Here is a 22,432-nt window from a genome sequence, read left to right on the forward strand (position 1 = left end):
CTTAAATAGGGGATGTCGCCACGCTGACCACAGGAGGCACCAGCGTAAGTGCACGCTGTCGCGTGGCGAGACGCGCCTGATTAAGTGGGATGTCATAGGTAATGCGTGCGCCATAGGCTTCTGGCGCATGCGGGTCGATGCGCACTTTGTCGAACACCAGCAAGCGCGTGCCGAGGTGAAAACCTTCCGGCAAATCGTGGGTAACCATAAAGACCGTCAAGCGGGTTTCCCGCCACAGCTCCAGCAGCAGCGTATGCATATCGCCGCGAATACCGGGATCCAGCGCCCCGAAGGGTTCATCGAGCAACAGGATGCGCGGCTGGACAATAAACGCCTGAGCAATGGCTAGCCGTTGCTGCATGCCGCCGGAAAGCTGGTTGGGGTATTTGTGCATGGCGTGTCCCAGCCCGACGCGCTCCAGCATCCGGGCAGCATCGTCTCGCGCCGCCTGCTTGCGCTGCCCAAACAGCCTGCCGAGCCAAGGGGAACGTGGTATCTCCAGCCCAATCACCACGTTTTCCAGCACGGTTAAATGTGGAAAAACCGAATAGCGTTGAAACACCACGCCGCGGCTGGCATCCGGTTCAGCGGGCAGCCGCTTCCCTTCGAGCCGCACTTCACCACGGCTGGGCGTTTCCTGCCCCAGCAGCAGACGCAGAAAGGTGGATTTACCACAGCCGGATGCCCCGACCATCGTGCAGAACTCCCCTTCCTCAACGTTCAGGTTGAGCCGTTCCAGCACGACGTGGTCGCCGTATTCCTGCCAGATGTTATCGATCTCGATAAAACTCATGCTTTGCTTTCCTCTGACCACGGGAACCAACGGCGATGCAGCCAGCGCAGCGCCATATCCATGAGCCATGCCAGCAGCGTGATCCACACGACGTAAGGCAGAATCACATCCATTGCCAGATAGCGGCGTACCAGAAAGATGCGGTAACCGAGCCCTGCCGTTGCCGAAATCGCTTCGGCAGAAATCAGGAACAACCATGCCGCGCCCAACAGCAGCCGCAGTGAAATCAACAGCCGCGACAGCAGCTGTGGCAGGATGACGCGCAGCACCACGACCCAGCTGTTCGCCCCCAGCGTCTGCGCTTTAATCAGCGTTTCCTGCGGTATGTTGCGGGCGCGCTGTTCGAGATCGCGCGCCAGCATCGGCGTAACGCCAATCACGATCAGCATCACTTTCGAGAGTTCATCCAGCCCGAAGATGATGAAAAGAATGGGCAAAATCGCCAGCGGTGGGATCATCGACAGCACGGTCATCAGCGGCGAGAGCGACGCACGGAACAGCGGAAAAGCCCCGGCTGCAATCCCGAACAGCAGGCTCAACAGGCTGGCGATCCCCAGCCCCAGTGCGAGGCGCACCAGACTGGCCTGCGTATCCAGCCAGAACAGGTAATCACCGCTGCGTTTATCCTCGGTGAATGCCATACGCTGAATCGCCTCGGCCATTTGCCCAAGACTCGGCAGGAGTTTGTCATTGGGGTTGTCCTCCAGCCGCAGCGCCGACCCGATGAGGTACAGCACCAGCAGCACGACAAACGGCAGCAGGACCAGCAACAGCCGTCCCCCCGACTGGGGTAGCGATTGATCAAGCGCACGATAGTCTCTCCAGTTTGCGGGTCAGAGTTTGTTCTCTGCGGCCAGACGCACGAAGGTGTCGTCAAAGCGCAATTTCACATTGGCGCTGTCACCCTGTGTAATCTGTCCGGGGAACGTCATACCGATAAAATCTGCGCTCTGTGCGCCAGTACCGAGTAGCCCTTTGTCGAAGGAGAAATCGGCCACTCGCTTCATGGTGTTAGGGAGATCCGAGCTGGTCAGAAACGCCAGATTGTCCTGTGGGGAATAAAACAGATGAGTAGTTTTTAGCTGCGCCTGATAGCCGGCTAAATCGGTACCGGAAGCCGCCGCCATTGACTCCAGCGCCGGTTTGTCGCCCGCCTTCATCAGCGCCATCATTTCAAACCAGGCACCAGCCAGCGCTTTGCCCAACGCCGGATTGTCCTGTAGCGTCTGCGTGTTCACGACCATCATGTCGATCAGCTCACCGGGGATCTGGCCGGACTGAAAGACTTCCGTGGTGTCCGGCTGGCTTTTGATTGCTGAAAGTTGGGGATTCCAGGCGACGGCGGCCTGCACGCTGCGGGTGGCGAAGGCCGCGACAATATCGGCATCCGACGTGTTGACAACGGTGACATCTCGCTCCCGCAATCCGGCCGTTTCAAGACCGCGCACTAGCAGGTAATGCGAGACAGAGAGTTCAGGCAGGTTAACCTTCATCCCACGCAAATCGCTCAGCGTTTTCCCTTTGCCTTTGAGCACGATGCCATCGTTACCTGCGGAGAAACTGCCGAGCAGCAGCGCCGTGGTATCCACACCGCCCGCGGCCGGAATCGTCAGGGCATCCATGTTGGTCATCGTGCAACCGTCAAATTGCCCGGCAGTGTATTGATTGATCGACTCGACGTAGTCGTTAAGCTGGGTGACCTTAATCTTGATGCCGTACTTGTCGGCCCATTTATCGATAATGCCCTGCGTGCCGATGAATCCCCACGGCATCCATCCGGCATAGATCGTCCAGCACACGTTGAATTGCGTTTTAGGCGCAGCCTGAGAAGGGAAACTCAGCAGCGCTGAGAGACTGAGGACGCAAACGCCCAGTAAACGAGATAGGTTCATGCCAGACCTCCGGTTGAGTAGGAAAAAAGCGGGAACAGCGCGACACCATGGGTGTTGCTGTCTCCCGGGCTTTTGTCCCGCCGTGTAACCTCAACTGGAGGTCGCCAGCTCTCGGACCAGACATCCATATGGTATGGATCGGAACCCTAGCCAGCTATTCAGGTTGTTCAGCGCCATGCGTGGTGCTGTCCCGAATAGAGAAAAGCAAAATGCGTGCCAGCACCGAAATTGCCGGTACGGCTGTGGTTTATAGGGAGAATGATGTGGGGAAGCACGCCGCTATCGCGCTATCGCGGTGCAGTAGCACAGCGAGTACGCTTCACGGCAGTGCAGCAAGAATTAGCGGATGCGGGGCTTAGTGTGCAGCACGGCTGGCTGCTATCTTTTCCAACAGCGCACTAAACGTGGCTTGTTCGTCAGGGGACAGCGCCTGAAGCATCTGCACCTCAATCTGCTTTTCCTGATGCAGAAAAACCTGCGTAAACGCGACGCCTTTATCGGACAAACTGAGCCACACGCTGCGGCCGTCATCCGGGTTATCGATCTTGCGGACATAATCGCGTTTGACCAGCTCCGCTACCATTCGGGTGATCTGCGCCTTATCCCGACAGACCCTTTTCGCCAGCGACTGAGGCGTAATGCGCCCTTCCATCGCGATGATCTTACATAAGCGGATATGCACCACATCCAGACTAATGTCGTGCGCTTTCATCTGTTCCTGCATCTGTGCCTTATAGCTTTCTAATAAGGCAAAAAGGGGTTTCATCATGCTTTATTGACTCAGTCAACCAATGATCATATAGTTGATTTTATCAACTATCTATCACGAGTTCAATTTACCGAGGCCACAATGGGAAATATCTATCAAATTACGGTGGAAGAAAAAGCCGAGCAGCAGCGCACGCTGTCGTTTGAATGCGCAATTCACGATGATGTGTTCAAGATTCTTGAAAAAGTCGATGGCAAGATGGACATGACGCCGGAACAGACTCAGGCCTTTATTGTGGGTTTGAAGCTATTTAGCGAAGTGATGATGCAGAATAGAAAGCACCCGCTGTTTAAGGAATTCGCCGCCCCATTCAGAGAATTCATGCTTAATCTTAAGAAGCAGTGAGATACAAGGTTGCGCAGCAAAAATGATGCTCCCCACGCCGTGAAAACACCAGCGTGGGGAGCGTGACGTCTTACTCTGCCAGATCGAAACGATCCGCATTCATCACTTTCACCCAGGCAGCAACAAAGTCATTCACAAACTTCTCTTTGCTGTCGTCCTGTGCGTAAACCTCAGCGTAAGCGCGCAGAATGGAATTGGAACCAAAGACCAGATCCAGACGCGTCGCAGTCCATTTGACTTCACCCGTTTTACGGTCGCGGATTTCATACAGGTCTTTACGGTATGGCTTCCACGTGTATTTCATATCGGTCAGGTTGACGAAGAAATCATTCGTCAGCGCCCCTTCACGATTCGTAAATACGCCGTGTTTGGTGCCGCCGTAGTTGGTCCCCAGCACACGCAGGCCGCCAACCAGCACCGTCATCTCTTTCGCCGTCAGCCCCATCAGTTGGGTACGATCGAGCATCAGCTCTTCCACGCTCACGGCATAGTCTTTCTTCAGCCAGTTACGGTAACCATCGTGGATAGGTTCAAGGACGTCAAAAGACTCTGCATCGGTCAGGGCGTCGGTGGTGTCGCCGCGTCCCGGCGCAAAAGGCACTGTCACATGCACGCCAGCCGCTTTAGCCGCTTTCTCAATCCCTACATTACCCGCCAGCACAATGGTATCGGCCACGCTGGCCCCCGTTGCGGCGGCAATACTTTCCAGAACGACTAACACACGCGCCAGACGATCAGGTTCGTTCCCTACCCAGTCTTTCTGCGGGGCGAGGCGAATACGCGCGCCGTTGGCACCGCCGCGCATATCGGAACCACGGAATGTACGGGCGCTGTCCCAAGCGGTTGCGACCAGTTCACTGATGGAAAGGCTACTTTCTGCAATGCGTGCTTTGACCACATCAACATCATAGTCGGTACGGCCAGCCGGAACCGGATCCTGCCACAGTAAATCTTCCTGCGGCGCATCTGGACCCACGTAGCGCGCTTTCGGCCCCATATCGCGGTGCGTCAGTTTGAACCATGCTCGGGCAAACACTTCGGAGAAGTAAGCCTGATCCTGATAGAAACGTTCGGAAATCTTGCGATATTCCGGGTCAACTTTCAGCGCCATGTCGGCATCGGTCATCATCGGATTGTAGCGGATAGACGGATCTTCAACATCAACCGGTTTGTCTTCTTCTTTAATGCTGACAGGCTCCCACTGCGATGCACCGGCCGGGCTCTTTCTCAGTTCCCATTCGTGATTCAACAGCATGTGGAAGAAGCCGTTATCCCATTGCGTCGGATGCGTTGTCCAGGCTCCTTCCAGCCCGCTGGTGACGGTGTAGCGCCCTTTGCCCGATCCCGTCGGGTTATGCCAGCCGAGACCTTGTTCCTCAACATCTGCACTTTCTGGTGCCGCCCCCAGCAGGCTGGCATCACCATTGCCGTGCGTTTTACCTACCGTATGCCCACCTGCCGTCAGCGCAACAGTTTCTTCATCATTCATCGCCATACGGGAGAACGTCACGCGCATATCCTGTGCGGTACGCAGCGGATCGGGATTACCATCGACGCCTTCTGGGTTAACGTAAATCAGCCCCATTTGTACGGCCGCCAGCGGGTTTTCCAGCGAAGTACGATCGTCGCTGCCATAGCGCCCCGTGCTCTTTGCCAGCCACTCTTTTTCCGAACCCCAGTAGGTGTCTTTTTCCGGGTGCCAGATGTCTTCACGACCAAAAGCGAAACCAAATGTTTTCAGCCCCATAGATTCATACGCGATATTGCCCGCCAGAATAATCAGGTCCGCCCAGCTGAGTTTATTGCCGTATTTTCTTTTGATGGGCCACAGTAAGCGGCGCGCTTTATCGAGACTGACGTTATCTGGCCAGGAGTTAAGCGGTGCAAAACGCTGGTTACCGGTTCCGCCGCCGCCGCGACCATCGGTCGTACGGTAGGAGCCCGCCGAGTGCCAGGCCATACGAATCATCAGGCCGCCGTAGTGACCCCAGTCCGCTGGCCACCACTCCTGGCTGTCGGTCATCAGTGCATGCAAATCTTTTTTGAGGGCATCGACATCGAGGGTTTTGAGGGCATCACGGTAGCTGAAATCGCTGCCTAACGGGTTGGTCTTGGTATCATGCTGATGAAGAATGTCGAGATTGAGGGCATTTGGCCACCAGTCGGTGTTTGATGAGCCAGTAGAAGTGTTTCCGCCGTGCATAACCGGACACTTGCCGGCTGGTTTCGTTTTATTCTCGTCCATCGTTATCTCCCAGTATGTTGCATTGCCTTAATCGCTGCGCAAGAAGGTGGGTCGTTCTCCGATAGCCTTGCCTTATGGCAGCGGAGCGCTTCACCGATTCCTTCTTCTTGATGCAAGACAGTGCCAGAGTCTCCCTATAATTTATAATTGTATATGCTAACTTCTGCGATAGCTTAACCTGATGAAAAGTAGCTCAATCGCACATTTTTCCTATCTATACCCGTCATACTTCAAGTTGCATGTGCGTTGGCTACGTTCAGTCACCCGAATCACTTACTTGAGTAAGCTCATCGGGACTCCCTCGCTTGCCGCCTGCCTGAAACTCGAATTATTTAGGGTATGCATAATAATCTCGCCGATAGAACCGCTTGTGATAATGAGCCCGCTTGTCATCGCGGCCTCTTTTAAGAGGCCGCGAGTTCTTCTGCTACCCCAAAACTACAGCGACGGCGAACGGAGTATGAACTGAGTAATCTCGGCACGTTTCCCTAAGCGGATCGGAAAACCGTTCCACAGGCCCGCGCCATTGCTCACGTACAGATGCATGCCATCCACGTCATAGCTACCGGACACATACCCTTCATTCGCCATCTGCGTCACCCAATGCATACCCAACACCTGACCGCCGTGCGTATGGCCGGAGAGCTGTAAATCCGCTCCAGCACGCGCATTCTCTTTCGCTCCCGTTGGCCGATGGCTAAGCAGAACGACGGCGGTATCCGGTGCTATTCCGTTGAGCGCCGCGCCAGTATCTGGCAGCTGTTGTTGAAAATCAGCGGCGGTGCGATCGGTGATCCCTGCCAGTACAAACGCGGCATTATCGCGGCCGATCGATACATTTTCATTGAGTAACATGCGTAAGCCCAGAGCATTCAGCCGCTGCACCCATTGCGTATATTCCACGTAATATTCATGATTGCCCACAATGGCAAACACGCCGTGTGGCGCGGTCAGGCTACGCAGCGGTTCCATATCATCGTGACGGGCGTTCACGGTGCCGTCGGCCATATCGCCAGTAATCACCGTCAGATCGGGTTTAAGCGCGTTAGTTTTTGCCACCACCGCTTCCATCCAGGGGCGCTGTAACAGGCGACTGGCATGTAAATCCGTGAGTTGCACCAGCCGGAAACCATCCAGCGCAGGCGGTAGCTGCTTCAACTCGACTTCTACCGTGCGCACTTCAGGAATGCGCACCGCCTCCCAAACGCCAATCGCCGCCAGTCCCATCGCCACCACGGCAATTCCGCCACGCAGCGCCATATTGTTCAGTAGAACCTGCCCAACCGAGCGGGATAACAGACGCCCCACGACGCCGAGCAGATCGATGGCCAACAGCAGGAATGCGGATATCAGCAGCGCGCCAAACGCCCATCCCAGCAGCATCAGGACAAACGCGGGCACTTCCGGCGACGCCATCGTGCCAAAAAAGGTGCGCGTAATCAGATGATGCTGCGAAGCCAGCAGCACTAACACCGCCAGCATGCGCTTTACAGGCACACCAACACGCAAGCGCCAGACCAGACGCCAGATAACATAGAGGGCGATAAACCCAGTAATGACATGAAACACGGCTGTTTTTCTCTCTTTATCGGTGATGTCGGTATATTGACGCGTAAATTTTACACTATGACTCACGCATTGCAGATCAACGCGGTAGAGGTGTTGTGTTGCCAGAAGGTGCAGATTAACATGGCGCAATTCCATGCTGTACACATCATTGACCCGAATGAAGCCTGCTCGCTGGCGGCAGGTTGTGCATCATTTTGATTAACCAAGGACATGTATGTTCGATTACACCGACTTTCCCGAGCAACGGCAATCCAAAATCAGGCAGATCCTCAGCGAGGAAGGCAAAGTTGTCTGCGCCCAGCTCTCACGTGAATTGAACGTATCCGAGCACACCATACGGCGTGACCTGAAAGAACTGGCGCAATCCGGTGCCTGCAAACGCGTCTACGGCGGTGCGGTCAGCATGCCGCCAGAGGTGATTGATTTTGCCAGCCGAGCCACCATCGACGCTGCCCAGAAAGATCGTATCGCTCAGGCCGTCATCCCGCTGATAAAGCCCAACAGCTGCGTCTTCTTTGACACCGGCACCACCAATCTGGCCGTGGCGAAACAGATCCCGGCTGGCCTGAAGTTTACCGCCGTGTGTAATTCGCCCATCATCGCAGCAGAGCTGATGCAGTATCCGGATGTAGAAGTGATTTTTCTTGGCGGAAGGATCCAGAAAGAGGTCGGCGGCGCGATTGGTATCGATACGCTCAGGCAGCTAGAGAAAATGTTTTTCGATCAATGCCTGCTGGGAGGCTGTGCCTTTGATGCCAATGAAGGCCTGACCGTTTTTGAATATGACGATGCCGAATTCAAAAAATGTCTGGTGACCCGCAGCAGCGAAGTGATCGTTGCCCTGACCGCCAATAAGATCTCTGCCCTCACGCGCTATCGTGTGGCTGCATGTGATGAAATCACCACGCTGGTGACCGATGATGAAATCTCTCCTGCCTGCCAGAGCGTCTTAAGCGAAAAAAATCTGGATGTGATTATTGCCCGATAATGCAACGGTAGCCCCAGCGGTTGCCGGTTTGCTTCATGCAGTTCACTTTATGAAAGCAGCAGCTTTATCGTTTTCAGTACCCCATCGTCGTCATTGCTGCGGGCAATAAAGTTTGCCGAGGCTTTGGTTTCTTCAAACGCATTGCGCATCGCAAAGCTGTAAGCCCCACGGCTCATTAACTCAATATCATTGTAGCCGTCGCCAAACACCATCGTTTCCTCTAGCTTAATCGCCAATTTCTCCTGAAGGATGTCTACGGTGTGTCCTTTGTGTACGCCGACATCCGCAATGTCGATCCAGGCCGCTTCAGAGACGACGATATAGACATGATCGTGAAACGCATCAAGGTACTTCGCCGTCTCGTGGCAGTGCCCTTCTGGGTCATAAACCGTGATTTTCACAAAGTCATCGGTCACGGTAGCAAAGCTGGAGATCAACGTCACATTGGTGTACGACTTTTTCACCGTTTCCAGTAAAGCAGGATCGATCGTTTCCTTCACCATCGCACCGTGCGGGGTACAACCGATGACGACGTGCCGATCGTCTACGCTTTCCAACACGCCAATCAGGCTCAAGGCAAGGCGGTTTTTGATGAGTGACTGGTAAACGTATTCTCCCTGATACTTGATGCGCGTCGCGCTGTCTCCCAGGATCCAGATGTCTTTCGCATCATCGCCAAAAAGCGCTTCGACCCGCTCGCACTGCTTGCCTGTGCAGACAGCAAACCGCACGTTCTTCTCTTTCATTAATGCATAAACATCGGCAAACAAGGCCCTGTTGTAATCGCCATCGCTGTGAAGAAACGTGCCGTCGAGATCGGTAATTACCAACTTGATCATTCCACTCCCCTTGCAGATTGTACGTACACAGATAGCCGCGAGTCAGGCCGTAACCTGCCTGAACCAAGAGATATCGCTTTTGTGCGGTTGTTAGATGACTGACGTGATGATTAATCGGCAATGCTCGATTTAGCTCGATGAAGTAGTAAATACACTTAAAAGAGCATACAGCACACTAATGAGAATCACTTTCGACAGATTTATTGAGATATTACGCGGAAATCAGCATAGCACTTATTGATAATACGCAACAAGGAGCAAAATTAATCAATAATGAGCAACAAGAGAGTGAGAGGAAGTGGCAGAGTCAGGTGACGATGGCCCTGCCACACGCCAGATGTTCATATCAAGATAAACCTGACGTTCAGAGGCAATGCGTTATTCAAAAACTATACCCTAAATAATTCGAGTTGCGTGACAAAACGTGAGCGTTTTGAACAACGCTCTGCGTTGACCCTTTAGGGCAAGGCCAATTTATGGCCTTGTAACGCGGCAACCGCTCGAGTCCCCAGGAGCTTACTCAGGTAAGTGACTGGGGTGAGTAAGGGCAGCCAACGCACAAGCAGCTTGAAGTATGACGGGTATATACGCTATGAGGACAGCTTCATCAGGACCAAGCCGCTGACGATCAACAGCGCAGCGATAATCCTCATCGCATTTGCGGGTTCATTCAGGAAGACCAATCCCACTACAAACGCCCCTACCGCGCCAATCCCTGTCCAGATAGTGTAAGCCGTGCCTAGAGGAAGAGATTTCATCGCCATGGATAACAGCGCAAAGCTGACGATCATGGCGACAATCGTGACAACCGATGCGCCTACTTTCGTGAAGCCATCAGACAGTTTCATGCTGTAAGACCAGACAATTTCAAACAAACCGGCAAGCGCTAATAGAAACCAGGCCATACCCTGTTCTCCTTAAACATCGAATAGGGGGTCGTCCCGTGAATCCTTTTCGCGTCAGGGGTCGTCCCCTGTCAGGATGCTATGCCGCGATACGATAACGTTGCGCTATCAGGGAGTAAAGTCTTTGCGCAAACGATCCGCCAAGCGGCGAAATCGCATAAAAATTTCTGGGAGAAATTTTTAACGTTACGTCAGCAACGGCTTTATCCGACGAATTCGGCTAAACATTCAACACTTGAAAGGGGATGATAAACAAAGCGCTTGCCACCAACGTCAGAGCCGTCCATAATAGCGCCCATTCCAAATGCTGGAATGAAGAAAAGCATTCTAATCAAAACGTTACTGATTAAGATGTTATCTACTGTACGACCGTAGCTCAGTTGGTTAGAGCACCACCTTGACATGGTGGGGGTCGGTGGTTCGAGTCCACTCGGTCGTACCAATTCATGTTCTGTAAATATTACCCTACGCCCGTAGGTTAATGAATGTGAATTGAAATTTCCCTTACTCGTGTCTTGTTAATTTCATCTAAGTCAAATTAAATCCAAATTTTTCATCTGCTTTATCTGCTAATTGGTTTGGATTCAGGCTACTGCTATGAGTCGCTCTTGATAAGAATCTGCCTTCCTTTAGGCTCGATTCGTGAAAAACCATTCGTCATTTATGATCCGTGTTAGTACTCGAAAGGCAACGAGAATATGGAACGTAGTGAAGCTAAAGATATCGTAACAGCATTGATAAACGGCATTGATCCTGCAACGGGAGAAGTCTTACCAGAGGAAAGTCCATACAACAACCCACAGGTCATTCGAGCCTTATTCACCGTGTTGGATACAATCAAAATCAAGAAACAACCTAAGAAGACACTCGAAGAAAAGCAGCAGGACAATATTAAAGCAGGCCGCCCGAAAAATGCAGGTATTTCATGGGATGATGAATTAAAGGCGTTGTTGGCCTCGACATTCCAAAATGGCGCGTCTATTGACGAACTGGCGACAACTTTTGAGAGAACAAAGGGCGCCATTGTGTCAGAGTTGACGAAGCAAGGGCTAATTGAGCCAAAGGTTGATAATAAAATTAGCTAACAAAGCGAAGCACGCAACACCGCGGCCCAACTGGCCGCGATAATCGATATTACCGAGAACTAAAATCCGACCTCAGCCTATTGCGCCAATGCCCGATCGATATAGCGGGTAAACTGTTGGTAGAGTTTACCGGGTCGCGTCACGCTGAGCACGAGCTGAATCGCCGGAACGCTGGGAGCGCCATCTTCCGGCCCCAGAACATACAGAGCTTCGGACAGCGCACTTTTCGGCAGTAAACCAATCCCCAGCCCTTTTGCCGCCGCGCTGCGGATATTATCGAAAGACCCGCTCACATAAGAAAAGTAATAGGGGCGTCCGACATGCTCCAGCGCAGAAACCGCGCATTTCCGAATCACACAGCCATCAGGGAACGTGACGAGAGGGACTTCATCCATCTCACTGAAATTCACCGCACCGGAACTGACCCAGTGAAGGGATTCAACCCGCAAAATTCTTTCTGTTTCAGAAATCAGCGGCTGCCCTGCTAGCCCTTTGAGGATCACGACATCCAGGCGTTGCTGAGCAACCATCGAAGACAACACGGTCGATGACGCCGCCGTGATTTCCACCTTTAGGCCAGGATTCTCTTCAAGACATAGCGAAATGATTTCGTGCAGATTTTTAACCTCGAAATCATCCGGGACGCCGAGTGCTACGCGGCCTGTCATCGGGGACTTCTGCAACGCGCCGATGGCCCGATGCGTACGTAGCAGGATGTCACGCGCGGCAGGCAGCAGCTGTCGCCCTTCTTCGGTCAACCCGAGAATGTGTCCCTGACGCCGCTCGATAAGGCGACAGCCGACATCCTCTTCTAAGCGTTTCAGGCCAGCACTCAGCGTTGATTGCGTCCGTCCCAGCTCTTCACCCGCGCGTCCGAAGCCACCGCACTCCGCGATGGAGACAAAAATACGCAGCTGCTCCAGCGTGATACCACGCCCCTCTATCCGCTCGACCTGTGCTCGCACCGTTATCCTGACCTCTTGAGATTATCGCTATTGATTAAATCAATTATGAACACATCATAATTCATTTAGCGGTTTATGAAACACCCCGCAAAATCCACGGGTCGATATCTTCAAAAATATAAAAAAGAGGCCCATCCATGTTCTTGATTGTCGTCCCCTTATTTCTGGTGATTCTCGTTGGTTATTGTTATGGAAGAATAAAGCCCGACAGCGGCCAAGCAGATAAGTTAATCAACGACTACGTCTTGTATATCTCGCTGCCAGCCTTATTGTTTATTGCCGTGGCGCGTGCCGACACCAGCGACCTGAAACAGTGGGGCTTTATGCTGTCAACGCTGTGCGGAATTGCAGCGTCCTACATGCTTGCCGCGTTGCTGGCGAAGCGCATGAGGATTGGATTGCCCCACTCCTCCCTTCTTAGCATGGGCGCGTGTTATGGCACCACGGGATACATGGGGGTGCCGATTTTGATTTCAGTCTATGGCGAACAGGCGGCACTACCCGCAGCGATGGCAACCATTCTGCATAATATCCCCGCCATCATGGCCGTGATCGTCAGTTGGGATGTGTTTTCTACACGAGCGACAGACGCGAATACGCGACTGATTCACAGTGTGGGACGCTCGGCGCTGACGACCGTGAAGAATCCATTAACGATCTCAGTGCTTGCCGGTCTGGCGTTCGTCCTGCTCGACATTCAGGTCCCCGTCGTCATCGAATCCTTTGCGCGCTTTCTGGGCAATGCTGCGGGCCCCACCGCGCTATTTGCTCTCGGACTGGGCCTTGCCAGACTGAAGGTAAAAGAGCATCTGAACGTCACGGTCAGCAAAACGGTATTACCGATGGTTGTGCTAAAACTCGTGATACAGCCTGCCGTCACGTTCGCCACTGCCGTCTATGTATTCGGGATGGGACAATCTCAGGGGATCTGGCTGGCAACCGCCGTGGTGATGGCCGCGCAGCCAATTGGCGCTGGCGTGTATGTGTTTGCCAAGAAGTATAATTATCAACCGGATGTGATCGCACTATCGATCATCGTCTCGCTACTGCTCGCACTCGTCACGATTCCCGCAGTATTGAGCCTTTTTCCGCCTTTGTGAATAACCGTTTGGGCTTCTGGACGTCATTCGGAAGCCCTATTCACACGGTCTGTCTGTTTCAACGACCCTACTGGCCGCGCGTCTCCAGATACAACACCGTGGCGGCGACGCGGGAGCGCACGTTGAGTTTGCGCAGCATGTTGCGGATATGCACTTTTACCGTCTCTTCTGAGATATACAGCACACTCGCAATTTGCTTGTTGGATAGTCCTGATGCGACTTCCTGAAGCACATCCAGTTCGCGCTCCGTCAATACGGTAAAGGGCGACGGCGTGTCCTTTATGGCGATACGGTGGCGCAGCACGTCCCGCACCTGTTCGCTGAAGGCATCACCGTTACGAATGGCCTCCAACAAGTGTTCCGGGGCGCTATCTTTAAGCAGATAGCCATCGGCACCCGCATCCATCAGCGCATAAATATCGCTGGGCGCATCGGAGACCGTCAATACAATGACGCGGGCGCAGATCCCATCGCGCCGCAGCGCGTGGAGCGTATCCAACCCGCTCAATCCTTTCATGTTGAGATCGAGCAAGATGATATCGGGAGAATCCCGATTCGCGAGGCTCAGCGCCTCCATGCCATTACTGGCTTCCCCGATCACATCAAAAATGGCATCGGTTGCCAGTAACTGACGGATTCCCCGGCGCATAAGTGGATGATCGTCGACGATCAAAACACGATAAGATGGTTTTTCTGACATGCCCAGCCCCAATGTAATATGGATCTTATTATTTTATTTATGATTATGGTCTATGATTTATCGCCGTCATACCTCAAGCGGCCTGCTTCCCACTCGATTTATTCAGGATAGAGATTGTTCGTGTTGTCGCGTTCACGCGCGGTCGTCGGCGTCGAGAAACAGACGCTAACCTGCGTCCCCCTTCAGGGTGGAGGCCAATAGAGAGCTTTCCTCCTAACCGTTCGGCGCGCTCCTGCATAATATTTAAGCCGTAATGTCCCGCAGGTTCCTCCTGATTGATAATGCCGCAGCCGTCATCACGAATATCAACACAATGACTACCATCAGGCTGCGTACGGCAATTGACGGTAATCGTCGTCGCCTGCGCGTGTTTAATGGCGTTCAGCACCGCTTCACGGATGATTTGCAACAAGTGAACCTGCTGTGATGCATCCAACGCCTGCGTAGGAATCCGGCAATCAATCGCGATGGTCGCCGAGGTCTGCGTGCGCAGTGGCTCAATCATTTCCTGCATCGCCGCCGGCAAATCGGCCTGTTGCAGCGTCAGTCGGAATGTGCCCAATAGTTCGCGCAGTTGACGATAAGCATCGCTTAACGCCTGCTCGAAATCGGTGATGATCTGCCGGGCCTGCGCATTTTCTTCCGCAACCGAACGCTTTAATAACGCCATCTGAATATTCAGATAAGAAAGCACCTGAGCCAGTGAGTCATGCAGTTCACGCGCGATAGTGGCGCGCTCTTCCATCAGTAACAGCTGCTGGTAGTGCTTCTGCGCCTGATTAAAATAGAGTCCGCGACCCAGCATAGTGGCGACGCTTTCCATCAGCTGCGCCGACGGCTGTTGCGTTGATGCCTGCCAGCGCAGTTGCCCAAACTCGACCTCTTGCAAACGAATAGGCAAGGCCTGCCACGCAGCCTGCTCATCCGGCTGGCCTTCACATAACCGCCAGTTCTCCCCGACCCGCATTTCCAGACAACCGACCGTTTCATAGCGGCGAACAATTTGCAGAATCTGCTGAAAACAATGCCGGTCTATCGTGCTGACGTTCATCGCCTGAGAGCAGTTGTACAACACCTTCAGCATGCGGTTCACTTCCTGCAAGCGCAGCGTTTTCTGCCGTACCTTATCTTCCAGAGAACGGTAAAGTTTTTGCAGCTCGTCAGTCATATTACTGAAGGTTTGCGCCAGTAATCCCAATTCGTTAGGCAGATTGACGTCCAGCCGCGAATGGGTAAAGCGTCCCTTCTCAATGGACGTACAGGCCGCCATGAGCTTATTCAACGGCACGACTACCTGACGACGGATGCGACGCAGCGTAAAGAAGATCAGTATATAGATAGTGATCGAGCCAATTATTGATGTCACAACGACTATCATCATCTTGCGTTCGGAATAGTGCTGTAACGCCAGCACAAAGAGATCGATCTGCGTGACATAGCCGACAATATTGTCCTGATACCACACCCGATCCCCTGCGTTCAGGCGTTCATCCATCGTTTTCCAGCTCTGCAACAGCGCGGCATAACGATCGCGCACATCGCGCGGCACATACCAGCGATCTAACAGGTGAAAAACCGGGGAATCCAGCGTTTGCGCGTAGAGGCGGCGATGCGGTTCTAACGCTGCGCGATCACCCTGTAGGTCATACCCCATGCGATAGCTTTGCATGCGCATGGAACCGGCTACGTTGATCGCTTCCGCATCGCGTAAACCGCTGGCTAACGTCAGCAGCGCAATGCCCGTCGTCAGGAATGAAAGCAGCGCGATATAAAAAAACGCGCGAGCCAGGCTGGTAGAAACAGGACGTTTGACCATCACAACGAGTAATCCTCTTTGGCGTCATACCTACTCTAAATAGGTAGATCAACATTTCAGCGTACTATCACGATCCCCACACGCTCCCGCAAGCCAATGAGACGCGAATCCCACATAAGCTTGATCCGGCACCCCCATTTACCTCTAAAGGGTGATTATCGCATACACCCCAAGAGGAATAGTGTAACCCCTACAAAAACAGCGTGTTTTTTATTGGATATTTCATTGAGCACCAGAGCGACAAACAGCCATGACTAACCTCTCCCGGCGTTCCCTACTGACTGGTGGCCTACAGCGGGCAGACAACGCGTTGCGTCCGCCGTGGAGCGGCGCAGAAAGCCAGTTCCTGAGCCAGTGCACGCGCTGCAACGTCTGCATTGATGCCTGCGGTTCCGGGATTATCCAGCGCGGTTCGGGCGGTTTCCCCACCATCGACTTTCAGCGCGGCGAATGCACGTTCTGCTACGACTGCGCTCGCGCGTGTCCACAAGCGCTGTTCGCGGAGAGCCACACTCCGCCATGGGAATACCACCTGACAATTCAGGATGCCTGTTTATCGCTGCATCAGGTGGAATGCCGCAGCTGTCAAGATGCGTGTGAAACCGGCGCGATACGGTTTCGTCCCGCCCTAGGGCGCGTTGCTGCACCGTCTATCGATGACGACGCCTGTACTACCTGTGGCGCATGTATTTCTGGGTGCCCTGTCAGCGCCATCTCGATGAAAAAAATCACCGCGGGATATCACACCGCGCCAGCGCGTCTCCCGACGCAACAGGAAAACCGATGAGCACAGTCTGGCATGTTTGCAGTGTAGTGGTTCACGTCAACCCGGCGCAGTTGGCGGCCGTTGACGAGGCGTTAGCGACGCAACCCAATTTAGAGGTAGGTGCCAGTGATAGCGATACCGGAAAAATGGTCGTGGTGCTGGAGTCAGATTCAGAAGACGCGCTGTTAAAACAAATAGCGTCAATACGCGAGCTTACAGGCGTACTGGCGGTTTCGCTGGTTTATCACCAGCTTGATGAAGCGTCTTTTGATGAACAATCTTTTGCTTTCGATGAACAACCTCTTGATCAACAAGCTCAGGGTGAGGAAATACTATGAAACTCAGTCGACGACACTTTATGAAGGCGAACGCGGTTGCAGCGGCAGCCGCGGTCGCAGGCATCACCATACCCACCGCGGTTCGTGCCGTGACCGAACAGTCGGATGCTATCCACTGGGATAAAGCCCCTTGCCGCTTCTGTGGCGTTGGGTGCGGTGTACTGGTCGGTACGCAAAACGGTCGCATCGTCGCTAGCCAGGGCGACCCCGAGGCGCCGGTTAACCGTGGATTAAACTGCATCAAAGGCTATTTCCTGCCAAAAATCATGTACGGACAGGATCGCGTGACCCAGCCTTTGCTGCGTATGCGCGACGGAAAATTCGATAAAGAAGGCGAATTTACGCCGATCTCCTGGGATCAGGCGTTTGACATCATGGCGGAGAAATTCAAAACCGCCCTGAAGGAGAAAGGCCCGAACGCGATAGGAATGTTTGGCTCTGGGCAATCAACCATTTGGGAAGGCTATGCGGCCGCCAAACTGTTCAAAGCGGGCTTCCGTTCCAACAACATTGACCCCAACGCGCGCCACTGTATGGCATCGGCGGTCGTCGGCTTTATGCGTACCTTCGGTATGGATGAGCCGATGGGCTGCTACGACGACATCGAGCAGACCGATGCGTTTGTACTGTGGGGCTCTAACATGGCGGAGATGCACCCGATCCTCTGGTCGCGCATCACCGACCGTCGACTGTCGAACAGCAATGTCACCGTCGCCGTGCTGTCCACCTATCAGCACCGCAGTTTTGAGCTGGCGGATAACGGTATGGTGTTTACGCCGCAAACCGATCTGGCCATTCTCAACTATATCGCCAACTACATTATCCAAAACAATGCGGTGAACGAGGCTTTCTTTACCCGCCACGTGAACCTGCGCCGAGGCGTGACCGATATCGGCTACGGGCTGCGTCCGACGCACCCGCTGGAAAAAGCGGCGAAAAACCCCGGTTCCGATGCGTCTGAGCCGATGAGTTTTGAAGAATACAAAGCCTTTGTCGCCGACTACACGCTGGAAAAAACGGTCGCGCTCAGCGGCGTTCCCGCCGATCAATTGGAAGCGCTGGCAAAACTCTATGCCGATCCGAAGAAGAAAGTGATCTCCTACTGGACGATGGGCTTTAACCAGCACACGCGCGGCGTCTGGGCTAACAATCTGGTTTATAACATCCACCTGCTGACGGGCAAGATCTCTCAACCGGGCTGCGGGCCGTTCTCGTTAACCGGTCAACCGTCTGCCTGCGGCACCGCGCGTGAAGTCGGCACCTTCGCCCACCGCCTGCCTGCGGACATGGTGGTAACCAACGAGAAACACCGCGCGATAGCGGAAAAACTGTGGCAGCTACCGACAGGCACGATTCCTGAAAAGATCGGCCTGCACGCCGTCGCACAGGATCGGGCGCTGAAAGATGGCACGCTGAATGCCTATTGGGTGATGTGTAACAACAACATGCAGGCCGGCCCGAACATCAATCAGGAACGTATGCCCGGCTGGCGCGATCCACGTAACTTCATCGTCGTATCCGACCCCTACCCGACGATCAGCGCATTGTCTGCTGACCTGATTTTACCGACTGCAATGTGGGTGGAAAAAGAAGGTGCCTACGGCAATGCCGAGCGCCGGACGCAGTTCTGGCGTCAGCAGGTTAAAGCACCGGGCGAGTCAAAATCGGATCTGTGGCAGGTGGTGAGCTTTGCCAAGCGCTTCGCCATCGAGGACGTGTGGCCGGAAGAACTCCTGGCGCAGAAACCAGCCTATCGCGGCAAGACACTCTACGACGTGCTGTTTGCGAACGATGTCACCACGCGCTTCCCGCTCAGCGAGTTAGCGGAAAACCAGCTGAACGATGAATCTCGCGAGTTCGGTTTTTACCTGCAAAAAGGCCTGTTTGAAGAATACGCCGCGTTTGGTCGTGGGCACGGTCACGACCTGGCACCGTTCGATACCTACCACAAAGTTCGTGGACTGCGCTGGCCAGTGGTTGATGGCAAAGAAACGCAATGGCGTTACAGCGAAGGAAACGATCCTTACGTCAAAGCGGGAGAAGCCTACCGTTTCTACGGCAAACCAGATGGCAAGGCGGTGATTTTCGCGCTGCCGTACGAGCCTGCCGCCGAAGCGCCGGACGAAGAATACGATCTCTGGCTCTCCACCGGTCGTGTTCTGGAGCACTGGCACACCGGCAGCATGACGCGTCGTGTACCAGAGCTGCACCGCGCCTTCCCCGAGGCCGTGCTGTTTATGCACCCGCAGGATGCCAAAACGCGCGATCTGCGTCGCGGTGAGAAAGTCCGCATTATCTCGCGCCGTGGTGAAGTCGTCTCGATTGTTGAGACACGTGGCCGTAATAAACCGCCGCGCGGCCTGGTGTATATGCCGTTCTTCGACGCCGCACAGATGACCAACGTCCTAACGCTGGATGCGACCGATCCGCTGTCGAAAGAAGCGGACTTTAAGAAATGCGCCGTCAAGCTGGCTAAGGTGTAGCGCACATGGCACGCCCGGAGAATTCATCACCCGCTCGCCGTCGCTTTCTGCGTGACGCCGTCCGCGCCGTTGCTGGCTTATCAGCAGCGGTGACGATTCTCGGCATTCAGCAGCGACGCGCTCAGGCAGACGTACTCCGGCTGCGGCCACCGGGTGCACTGTCTGAGGCGGCGTTTTCCGGTGCCTGCATACGCTGTGGCCAATGTGTTCAGGCCTGTCCGTACGACACGCTGAAGCTGGCAACGCTGGTCTCCGGTTCCGCCGCCGGCAGCCCTTACTTTGTTGCACGCGATATCCCGTGTGAGATGTGTGAGGACATTCCCTGCGTGGTCGCCTGCCCCAGCGGTGCGTTACAGCCGTTAGACACGATTGATGATGCCCGTATGGGATTAGCGGTGCTGTTAGATCAGGAAAACTGCCTGAACTATCAGGGGTTACGCTGCGATGTGTGCTATCGCGTCTGCCCTCTCATCGATAGCGCCATCACATTGGAGCCAGAGCGCAATGCCCGTACCGGAAAACATGCCCGTTTTCTGCCTACGGTGCATAGCGATGTCTGTACTGGCTGCGGCAAATGTGAAAAAGCCTGCGTGCTGGAACAGCCAGCGATCAAAGTCTTACCGCGCGCGTTGGCAAAAGGCGAACTCGGACATCACTACCGTTTCAGTTGGCTGGAGGCACGCGATGGCAAATCGTAAGCAAGACGCCGGACGAGAAGCTCAGGCGAAAAAAGGCTGGTGGCGCAGCCACCGCTGGCTGGTCTTACGCCGTCTGACTCAGTCTCTGGTGCTGCTCATGTTTCTCAGCGGCCCGCTGTTAGGGTTCTGGATCCTGCGTGGTAACTACAGCGCCAGCCGCTTGCTCGACACCGTGCCACTCAGCGATCCGCTGATGGTGCTGCAAAGTCTGGCTAGCGGCCATCTGCCCACCACCCTCGCGCTGGTCGGTGCGCTGATTATTGCGCTGAGCTATGCGCTGGCAGGCAAGCGCCTGTTCTGTAGCTGGGTCTGCCCGGTTAATCCGCTCACCGATTTAGCCGCCTGGCTGCGTCGTCGTTTCGGCATCACGGCCTCGGCGACGATCCCCGCAATCTACGCTATCTGCTGCTGATCCTTATTCTGGCAGGGAGTGCGCTGACGGGCGGGCTGCTGTGGGAATGGGTCAACCCGGTTTCACTGATGGGTCGCGGGCTGATTTTCGGGTTTGGGGCAGGTATCTGGCTGTTGCTGGCGCTATTTCTGTTTGATTTGTGGGTCGTGGAACATGGCTGGTGCGGACACCTTTGTCCCACTGGCGCGCTGTATGGTGCGCTTGGCGGTAAAGGCGCGCTGGTTGTGGATGCCACTGAGCGTGAACGCTGTACGCGCTGTATGGACTGCTTTCATGTCTGTCCAGAGCCACAGGTGCTACGCGCCCCCTTGCTTGATAAACACAGTCCGGCACAGGTGACTGACCGAGACTGCATAACATGCGGACGCTGTATTGATGTCTGCGCTGAAGACGTTTTTAAAATAACCCTTAGATGGAAATCGGGAGCAAAGTCATGAAAAGCCTGAGAATGGGATGGTTTCGCTGGATCACCGCCCTGGCGATAATGGGCAGTACAATAATAGGCAGTGCAATCGCTACTGCACAGGTCGATTTAAGCCAATCGCCAGAAGTCGCCGCGACACAGCCGGGAAATAGCCGGATGCCGAAGCAGCAGGAGCGTATGGCGCTCAACTATGTCAACCAGCCACCGATGATCCCGCATAGCGTGGATGGCTATCAGGTCACCCCGACCTTTAACCGTTGCCTACAGTGTCACGGCGTGGAGAGCTATCGTTCCACCAGCGCCCCCCGCGTCAGCCCGACCCATTTTGTCGACAGAGACGGCAAAGTGCTGAGCAATGTCGCACCTGCTCGCCATTTCTGCCTGCAATGCCACGTGCCGCAAGCGGACAGTTCGCCGATTACCGGTAACACGTTCACCCCTTCTAAAGGCTTTGGTCAGTGAGGTTTGCTATGAAACAACCAGGAAAAGTGGGACGGTTGTTGCGCCAGCTGTGGCAATGGTGGCGCCGCCCAAGTCGGTTGGCGCTGGGAACATTGCTCATTATCGGTTTCGCGGGCGGTATTTTCTTTCTGGCGACATCCCAGAAAGGCATGGAAATGAGCAACAGCGAGGCGTTCTGCATCAGCTGTCATGAAATGCGCAATACCGTCTATCAGGAATATATGGAAACCGCGCACTACAGTAACCGCAGCGGCGTGCGCGCCACCTGCCCGGATTGCCACGTTCCGCATGAGTTTGTGCCGAAAATGGTGCGTAAGATTCAGGCCAGTAAAGAGCTGTACGGCAAGATAATGGGCACGATTGATACGCCACAAAAATTTGAAGCCCATCGGCTGACGATGGCGCAGAGCGAATGGCGGCGCATGAAAAATAACAATTCTCAGGAATGCCGCAACTGTCACAACTTTGACTACATGGACTTCTCAGGGCAAAAAACGGTCGCGGCGGAAAAACACAGCGAAGCGATAAAACTCGGTCAAACCTGTATCGATTGCCACAAAGGCATCGCACACAAACTGCCGGACATGCACGGCGTCAAAAGCGGGTTATAACCCGCGCTTCGAAGTAACACTAGGGACGGCGTATGCCGTCCTCAACACAAACGGAAGCATCCGTTCCTCTCAAATATTTTTGTAATTACAGCGAAGGTTTCGTGCGCAACAAGCCGCGTGAATTTCTGCAACTCGCGTCGCACGCGCCCGACGCGGGGCGGCTCAATTGCCGTCGCCCCGCGACCCCTGGCTTTTCGCGGGCAACTACGCCGCTTCGCGGTGCCTTC

General features: G+C 54.3%; 20 protein-coding genes, 1 tRNA gene, 2 pseudogenes and 1 riboswitch. Of the genes and pseudogenes, 12 read left to right on the forward strand and 11 right to left on the reverse strand.

Translation table 11 applies throughout. The features are described 5' to 3' along the window. Nucleotide 1: 1 nt before the first annotated feature. From BJJ97_RS17525 to BJJ97_RS17540, 4 genes and pseudogenes are all read right to left on the reverse strand, one after another. On the reverse strand, nt 2-793 hold the full coding sequence (locus BJJ97_RS17525; RefSeq protein WP_095994784.1) for an ABC transporter ATP-binding protein: 792 nt from the start codon (nt 791-793) through the stop codon (nt 2-4). Beyond that, nucleotides 790-1,604 (reverse strand): annotated as a pseudogene (locus BJJ97_RS17530) (ABC transporter permease). The gene BJJ97_RS17525 and the pseudogene BJJ97_RS17530 overlap by 4 nt, the downstream one beginning before the upstream one ends. Nucleotides 1,605-1,626: 22 nt before the next feature. Then, nucleotides 1,627-2,685, reverse strand: coding sequence for a putative urea ABC transporter substrate-binding protein (locus BJJ97_RS17535; RefSeq protein ID WP_095994785.1), 1,059 nt, complete (start codon nt 2,683-2,685; stop codon nt 1,627-1,629). A 59-nt stretch (nt 2,686-2,744) separates the two neighbouring features. Next, nucleotides 2,745-2,846: riboswitch (guanidine-I (ykkC/yxkD leader) on the reverse strand. 194 nt (nt 2,847-3,040) lie between these two features. Further along, nucleotides 3,041-3,454: a MarR family winged helix-turn-helix transcriptional regulator gene (locus BJJ97_RS17540; protein ID WP_095994786.1), complete on the reverse strand. Its 414-nt coding sequence runs from the start codon at nt 3,452-3,454 to the stop codon at nt 3,041-3,043. 81 nt (nt 3,455-3,535) lie between these two features. On the opposite strand from BJJ97_RS17540, the gene BJJ97_RS17545 reads away from it, so the two are divergent. Next, on the forward strand, nt 3,536-3,799 hold the full coding sequence (locus tag BJJ97_RS17545; protein WP_095994787.1) for a DUF3861 domain-containing protein: 264 nt from the start codon (nt 3,536-3,538) through the stop codon (nt 3,797-3,799). A gap of 70 nt (nt 3,800-3,869) precedes the next feature. Here BJJ97_RS17545 and katG read toward each other — a convergent pair whose 3' ends face one another. Beyond that, nucleotides 3,870-6,044, reverse strand: coding sequence for a catalase/peroxidase HPI (gene katG, locus BJJ97_RS17550; RefSeq protein ID WP_095994788.1), 2,175 nt, complete (start codon nt 6,042-6,044; stop codon nt 3,870-3,872). Nucleotides 6,045-6,482: 438 nt separating this feature from the next. Further along, nucleotides 6,483-7,748 (reverse strand): metallophosphoesterase, encoded by a 1,266-nt coding sequence (locus BJJ97_RS17560; RefSeq protein ID WP_095994790.1) that lies wholly within the window; start codon nt 7,746-7,748, stop codon nt 6,483-6,485. A gap of 79 nt (nt 7,749-7,827) precedes the next feature. On the opposite strand from BJJ97_RS17560, the gene BJJ97_RS17565 reads away from it, so the two are divergent. Next, complete coding sequence (locus tag BJJ97_RS17565; RefSeq protein WP_095699726.1) at nt 7,828-8,601, forward strand: DeoR/GlpR family DNA-binding transcription regulator; 774 nt, start codon at nt 7,828-7,830, stop codon at nt 8,599-8,601. 47 nt (nt 8,602-8,648) lie between these two features. Here BJJ97_RS17565 and BJJ97_RS17570 read toward each other — a convergent pair whose 3' ends face one another. Beyond that, on the reverse strand, nt 8,649-9,440 hold the full coding sequence (locus BJJ97_RS17570; RefSeq protein WP_095994791.1) for an HAD-IIB family hydrolase: 792 nt from the start codon (nt 9,438-9,440) through the stop codon (nt 8,649-8,651). A gap of 590 nt (nt 9,441-10,030) precedes the next feature. After that, nucleotides 10,031-10,345 carry a DMT family transporter gene (locus tag BJJ97_RS17575; protein ID WP_095699728.1) on the reverse strand — a complete coding sequence of 105 codons (315 nt, stop codon included), beginning with the start codon at nt 10,343-10,345 and terminating at the stop codon, nt 10,031-10,033. 365 nt (nt 10,346-10,710) lie between these two features. Between BJJ97_RS17575 and BJJ97_RS17580 the strand changes: the two genes are divergently transcribed. Together BJJ97_RS17580 and BJJ97_RS17585 are read left to right on the forward strand one after the other, a co-directional pair. Beyond that, a tRNA-Val gene (locus tag BJJ97_RS17580) sits at nt 10,711-10,787 on the forward strand. A gap of 256 nt (nt 10,788-11,043) precedes the next feature. Beyond that, nucleotides 11,044-11,430, forward strand: a complete 387-nt coding sequence (locus tag BJJ97_RS17585) for a hypothetical protein (protein WP_095994792.1) — start codon at nt 11,044-11,046, stop codon at nt 11,428-11,430. A gap of 77 nt (nt 11,431-11,507) precedes the next feature. Here the strand turns inward: BJJ97_RS17585 and BJJ97_RS17590 are convergent, their stop codons facing one another. Next, nucleotides 11,508-12,395, reverse strand: coding sequence for a LysR family transcriptional regulator (locus tag BJJ97_RS17590; protein WP_095994793.1), 888 nt, complete (start codon nt 12,393-12,395; stop codon nt 11,508-11,510). 137 nt (nt 12,396-12,532) lie between these two features. Here BJJ97_RS17590 and BJJ97_RS17595 point away from each other — a divergent pair, with 137 nt between their 5' ends. Next, entirely contained in the window at nt 12,533-13,495 is a 963-nt protein-coding gene (locus tag BJJ97_RS17595; protein ID WP_095994794.1) for an AEC family transporter, read from the forward strand. 67 nt (nt 13,496-13,562) lie between these two features. On the opposite strand, the gene narP is transcribed toward BJJ97_RS17595, so the two are convergent. Further along, a complete protein-coding gene (narP, locus tag BJJ97_RS17600; RefSeq protein ID WP_095994795.1) occupies nt 13,563-14,195 on the reverse strand; it encodes a nitrate/nitrite response regulator protein NarP in 633 nt (210 codons plus the stop codon). 73 nt (nt 14,196-14,268) lie between these two features. Beyond that, a complete protein-coding gene (gene narQ / locus BJJ97_RS17605) occupies nt 14,269-16,014 on the reverse strand; it encodes a nitrate/nitrite two-component system sensor histidine kinase NarQ (RefSeq protein WP_099606223.1) in 1,746 nt (581 codons plus the stop codon). Nucleotides 16,015-16,261: 247 nt separating this feature from the next. On the opposite strand from narQ, the gene napF reads away from it, so the two are divergent. From napF to napC, 7 genes and pseudogenes are all read left to right on the forward strand, one after another. Beyond that, on the forward strand, nt 16,262-16,798 hold the full coding sequence (gene napF, locus BJJ97_RS17610; RefSeq protein WP_095994796.1) for a ferredoxin-type protein NapF: 537 nt from the start codon (nt 16,262-16,264) through the stop codon (nt 16,796-16,798). Continuing rightward, nucleotides 16,795-17,115: a chaperone NapD gene (gene napD, locus BJJ97_RS17615; protein WP_095994797.1), complete on the forward strand. Its 321-nt coding sequence runs from the start codon at nt 16,795-16,797 to the stop codon at nt 17,113-17,115. The genes napF and napD overlap by 4 nt, the downstream gene beginning before the upstream one ends. Continuing rightward, nucleotides 17,112-19,598: a nitrate reductase catalytic subunit NapA gene (gene napA / locus BJJ97_RS17620; protein ID WP_095994798.1), complete on the forward strand. Its 2,487-nt coding sequence runs from the start codon at nt 17,112-17,114 to the stop codon at nt 19,596-19,598. The genes napD and napA overlap by 4 nt, the downstream gene beginning before the upstream one ends. A gap of 5 nt (nt 19,599-19,603) precedes the next feature. Continuing rightward, complete coding sequence (gene napG / locus BJJ97_RS17625) at nt 19,604-20,296, forward strand: ferredoxin-type protein NapG (RefSeq protein ID WP_095994799.1); 693 nt, start codon at nt 19,604-19,606, stop codon at nt 20,294-20,296. Then, a pseudogene (gene napH / locus BJJ97_RS17630) lies at nt 20,283-21,145 on the forward strand (quinol dehydrogenase ferredoxin subunit NapH). The gene napG and the pseudogene napH overlap by 14 nt, the downstream one beginning before the upstream one ends. Beyond that, nucleotides 21,142-21,594 (forward strand): nitrate reductase cytochrome c-type subunit, encoded by a 453-nt coding sequence (gene napB, locus BJJ97_RS17635; protein WP_095994800.1) that lies wholly within the window; start codon nt 21,142-21,144, stop codon nt 21,592-21,594. The pseudogene napH and the gene napB overlap by 4 nt, the downstream one beginning before the upstream one ends. An 8-nt stretch (nt 21,595-21,602) precedes the next feature. Continuing rightward, the gene (gene napC, locus BJJ97_RS17640; RefSeq protein ID WP_010276503.1) at nt 21,603-22,205 is read left to right on the forward strand and encodes a cytochrome c-type protein NapC; all 603 of its coding nucleotides are present in this window, start codon (nt 21,603-21,605) and stop codon (nt 22,203-22,205) included. The last annotated feature ends 227 nt before the right edge of the window (nt 22,206-22,432 follow it).

Origin of the sequence: Pectobacterium polaris (assembly GCF_002307355.1) — a bacterium.
GTDB lineage: Bacteria > Pseudomonadota > Gammaproteobacteria > Enterobacterales > Enterobacteriaceae > Pectobacterium > Pectobacterium polare.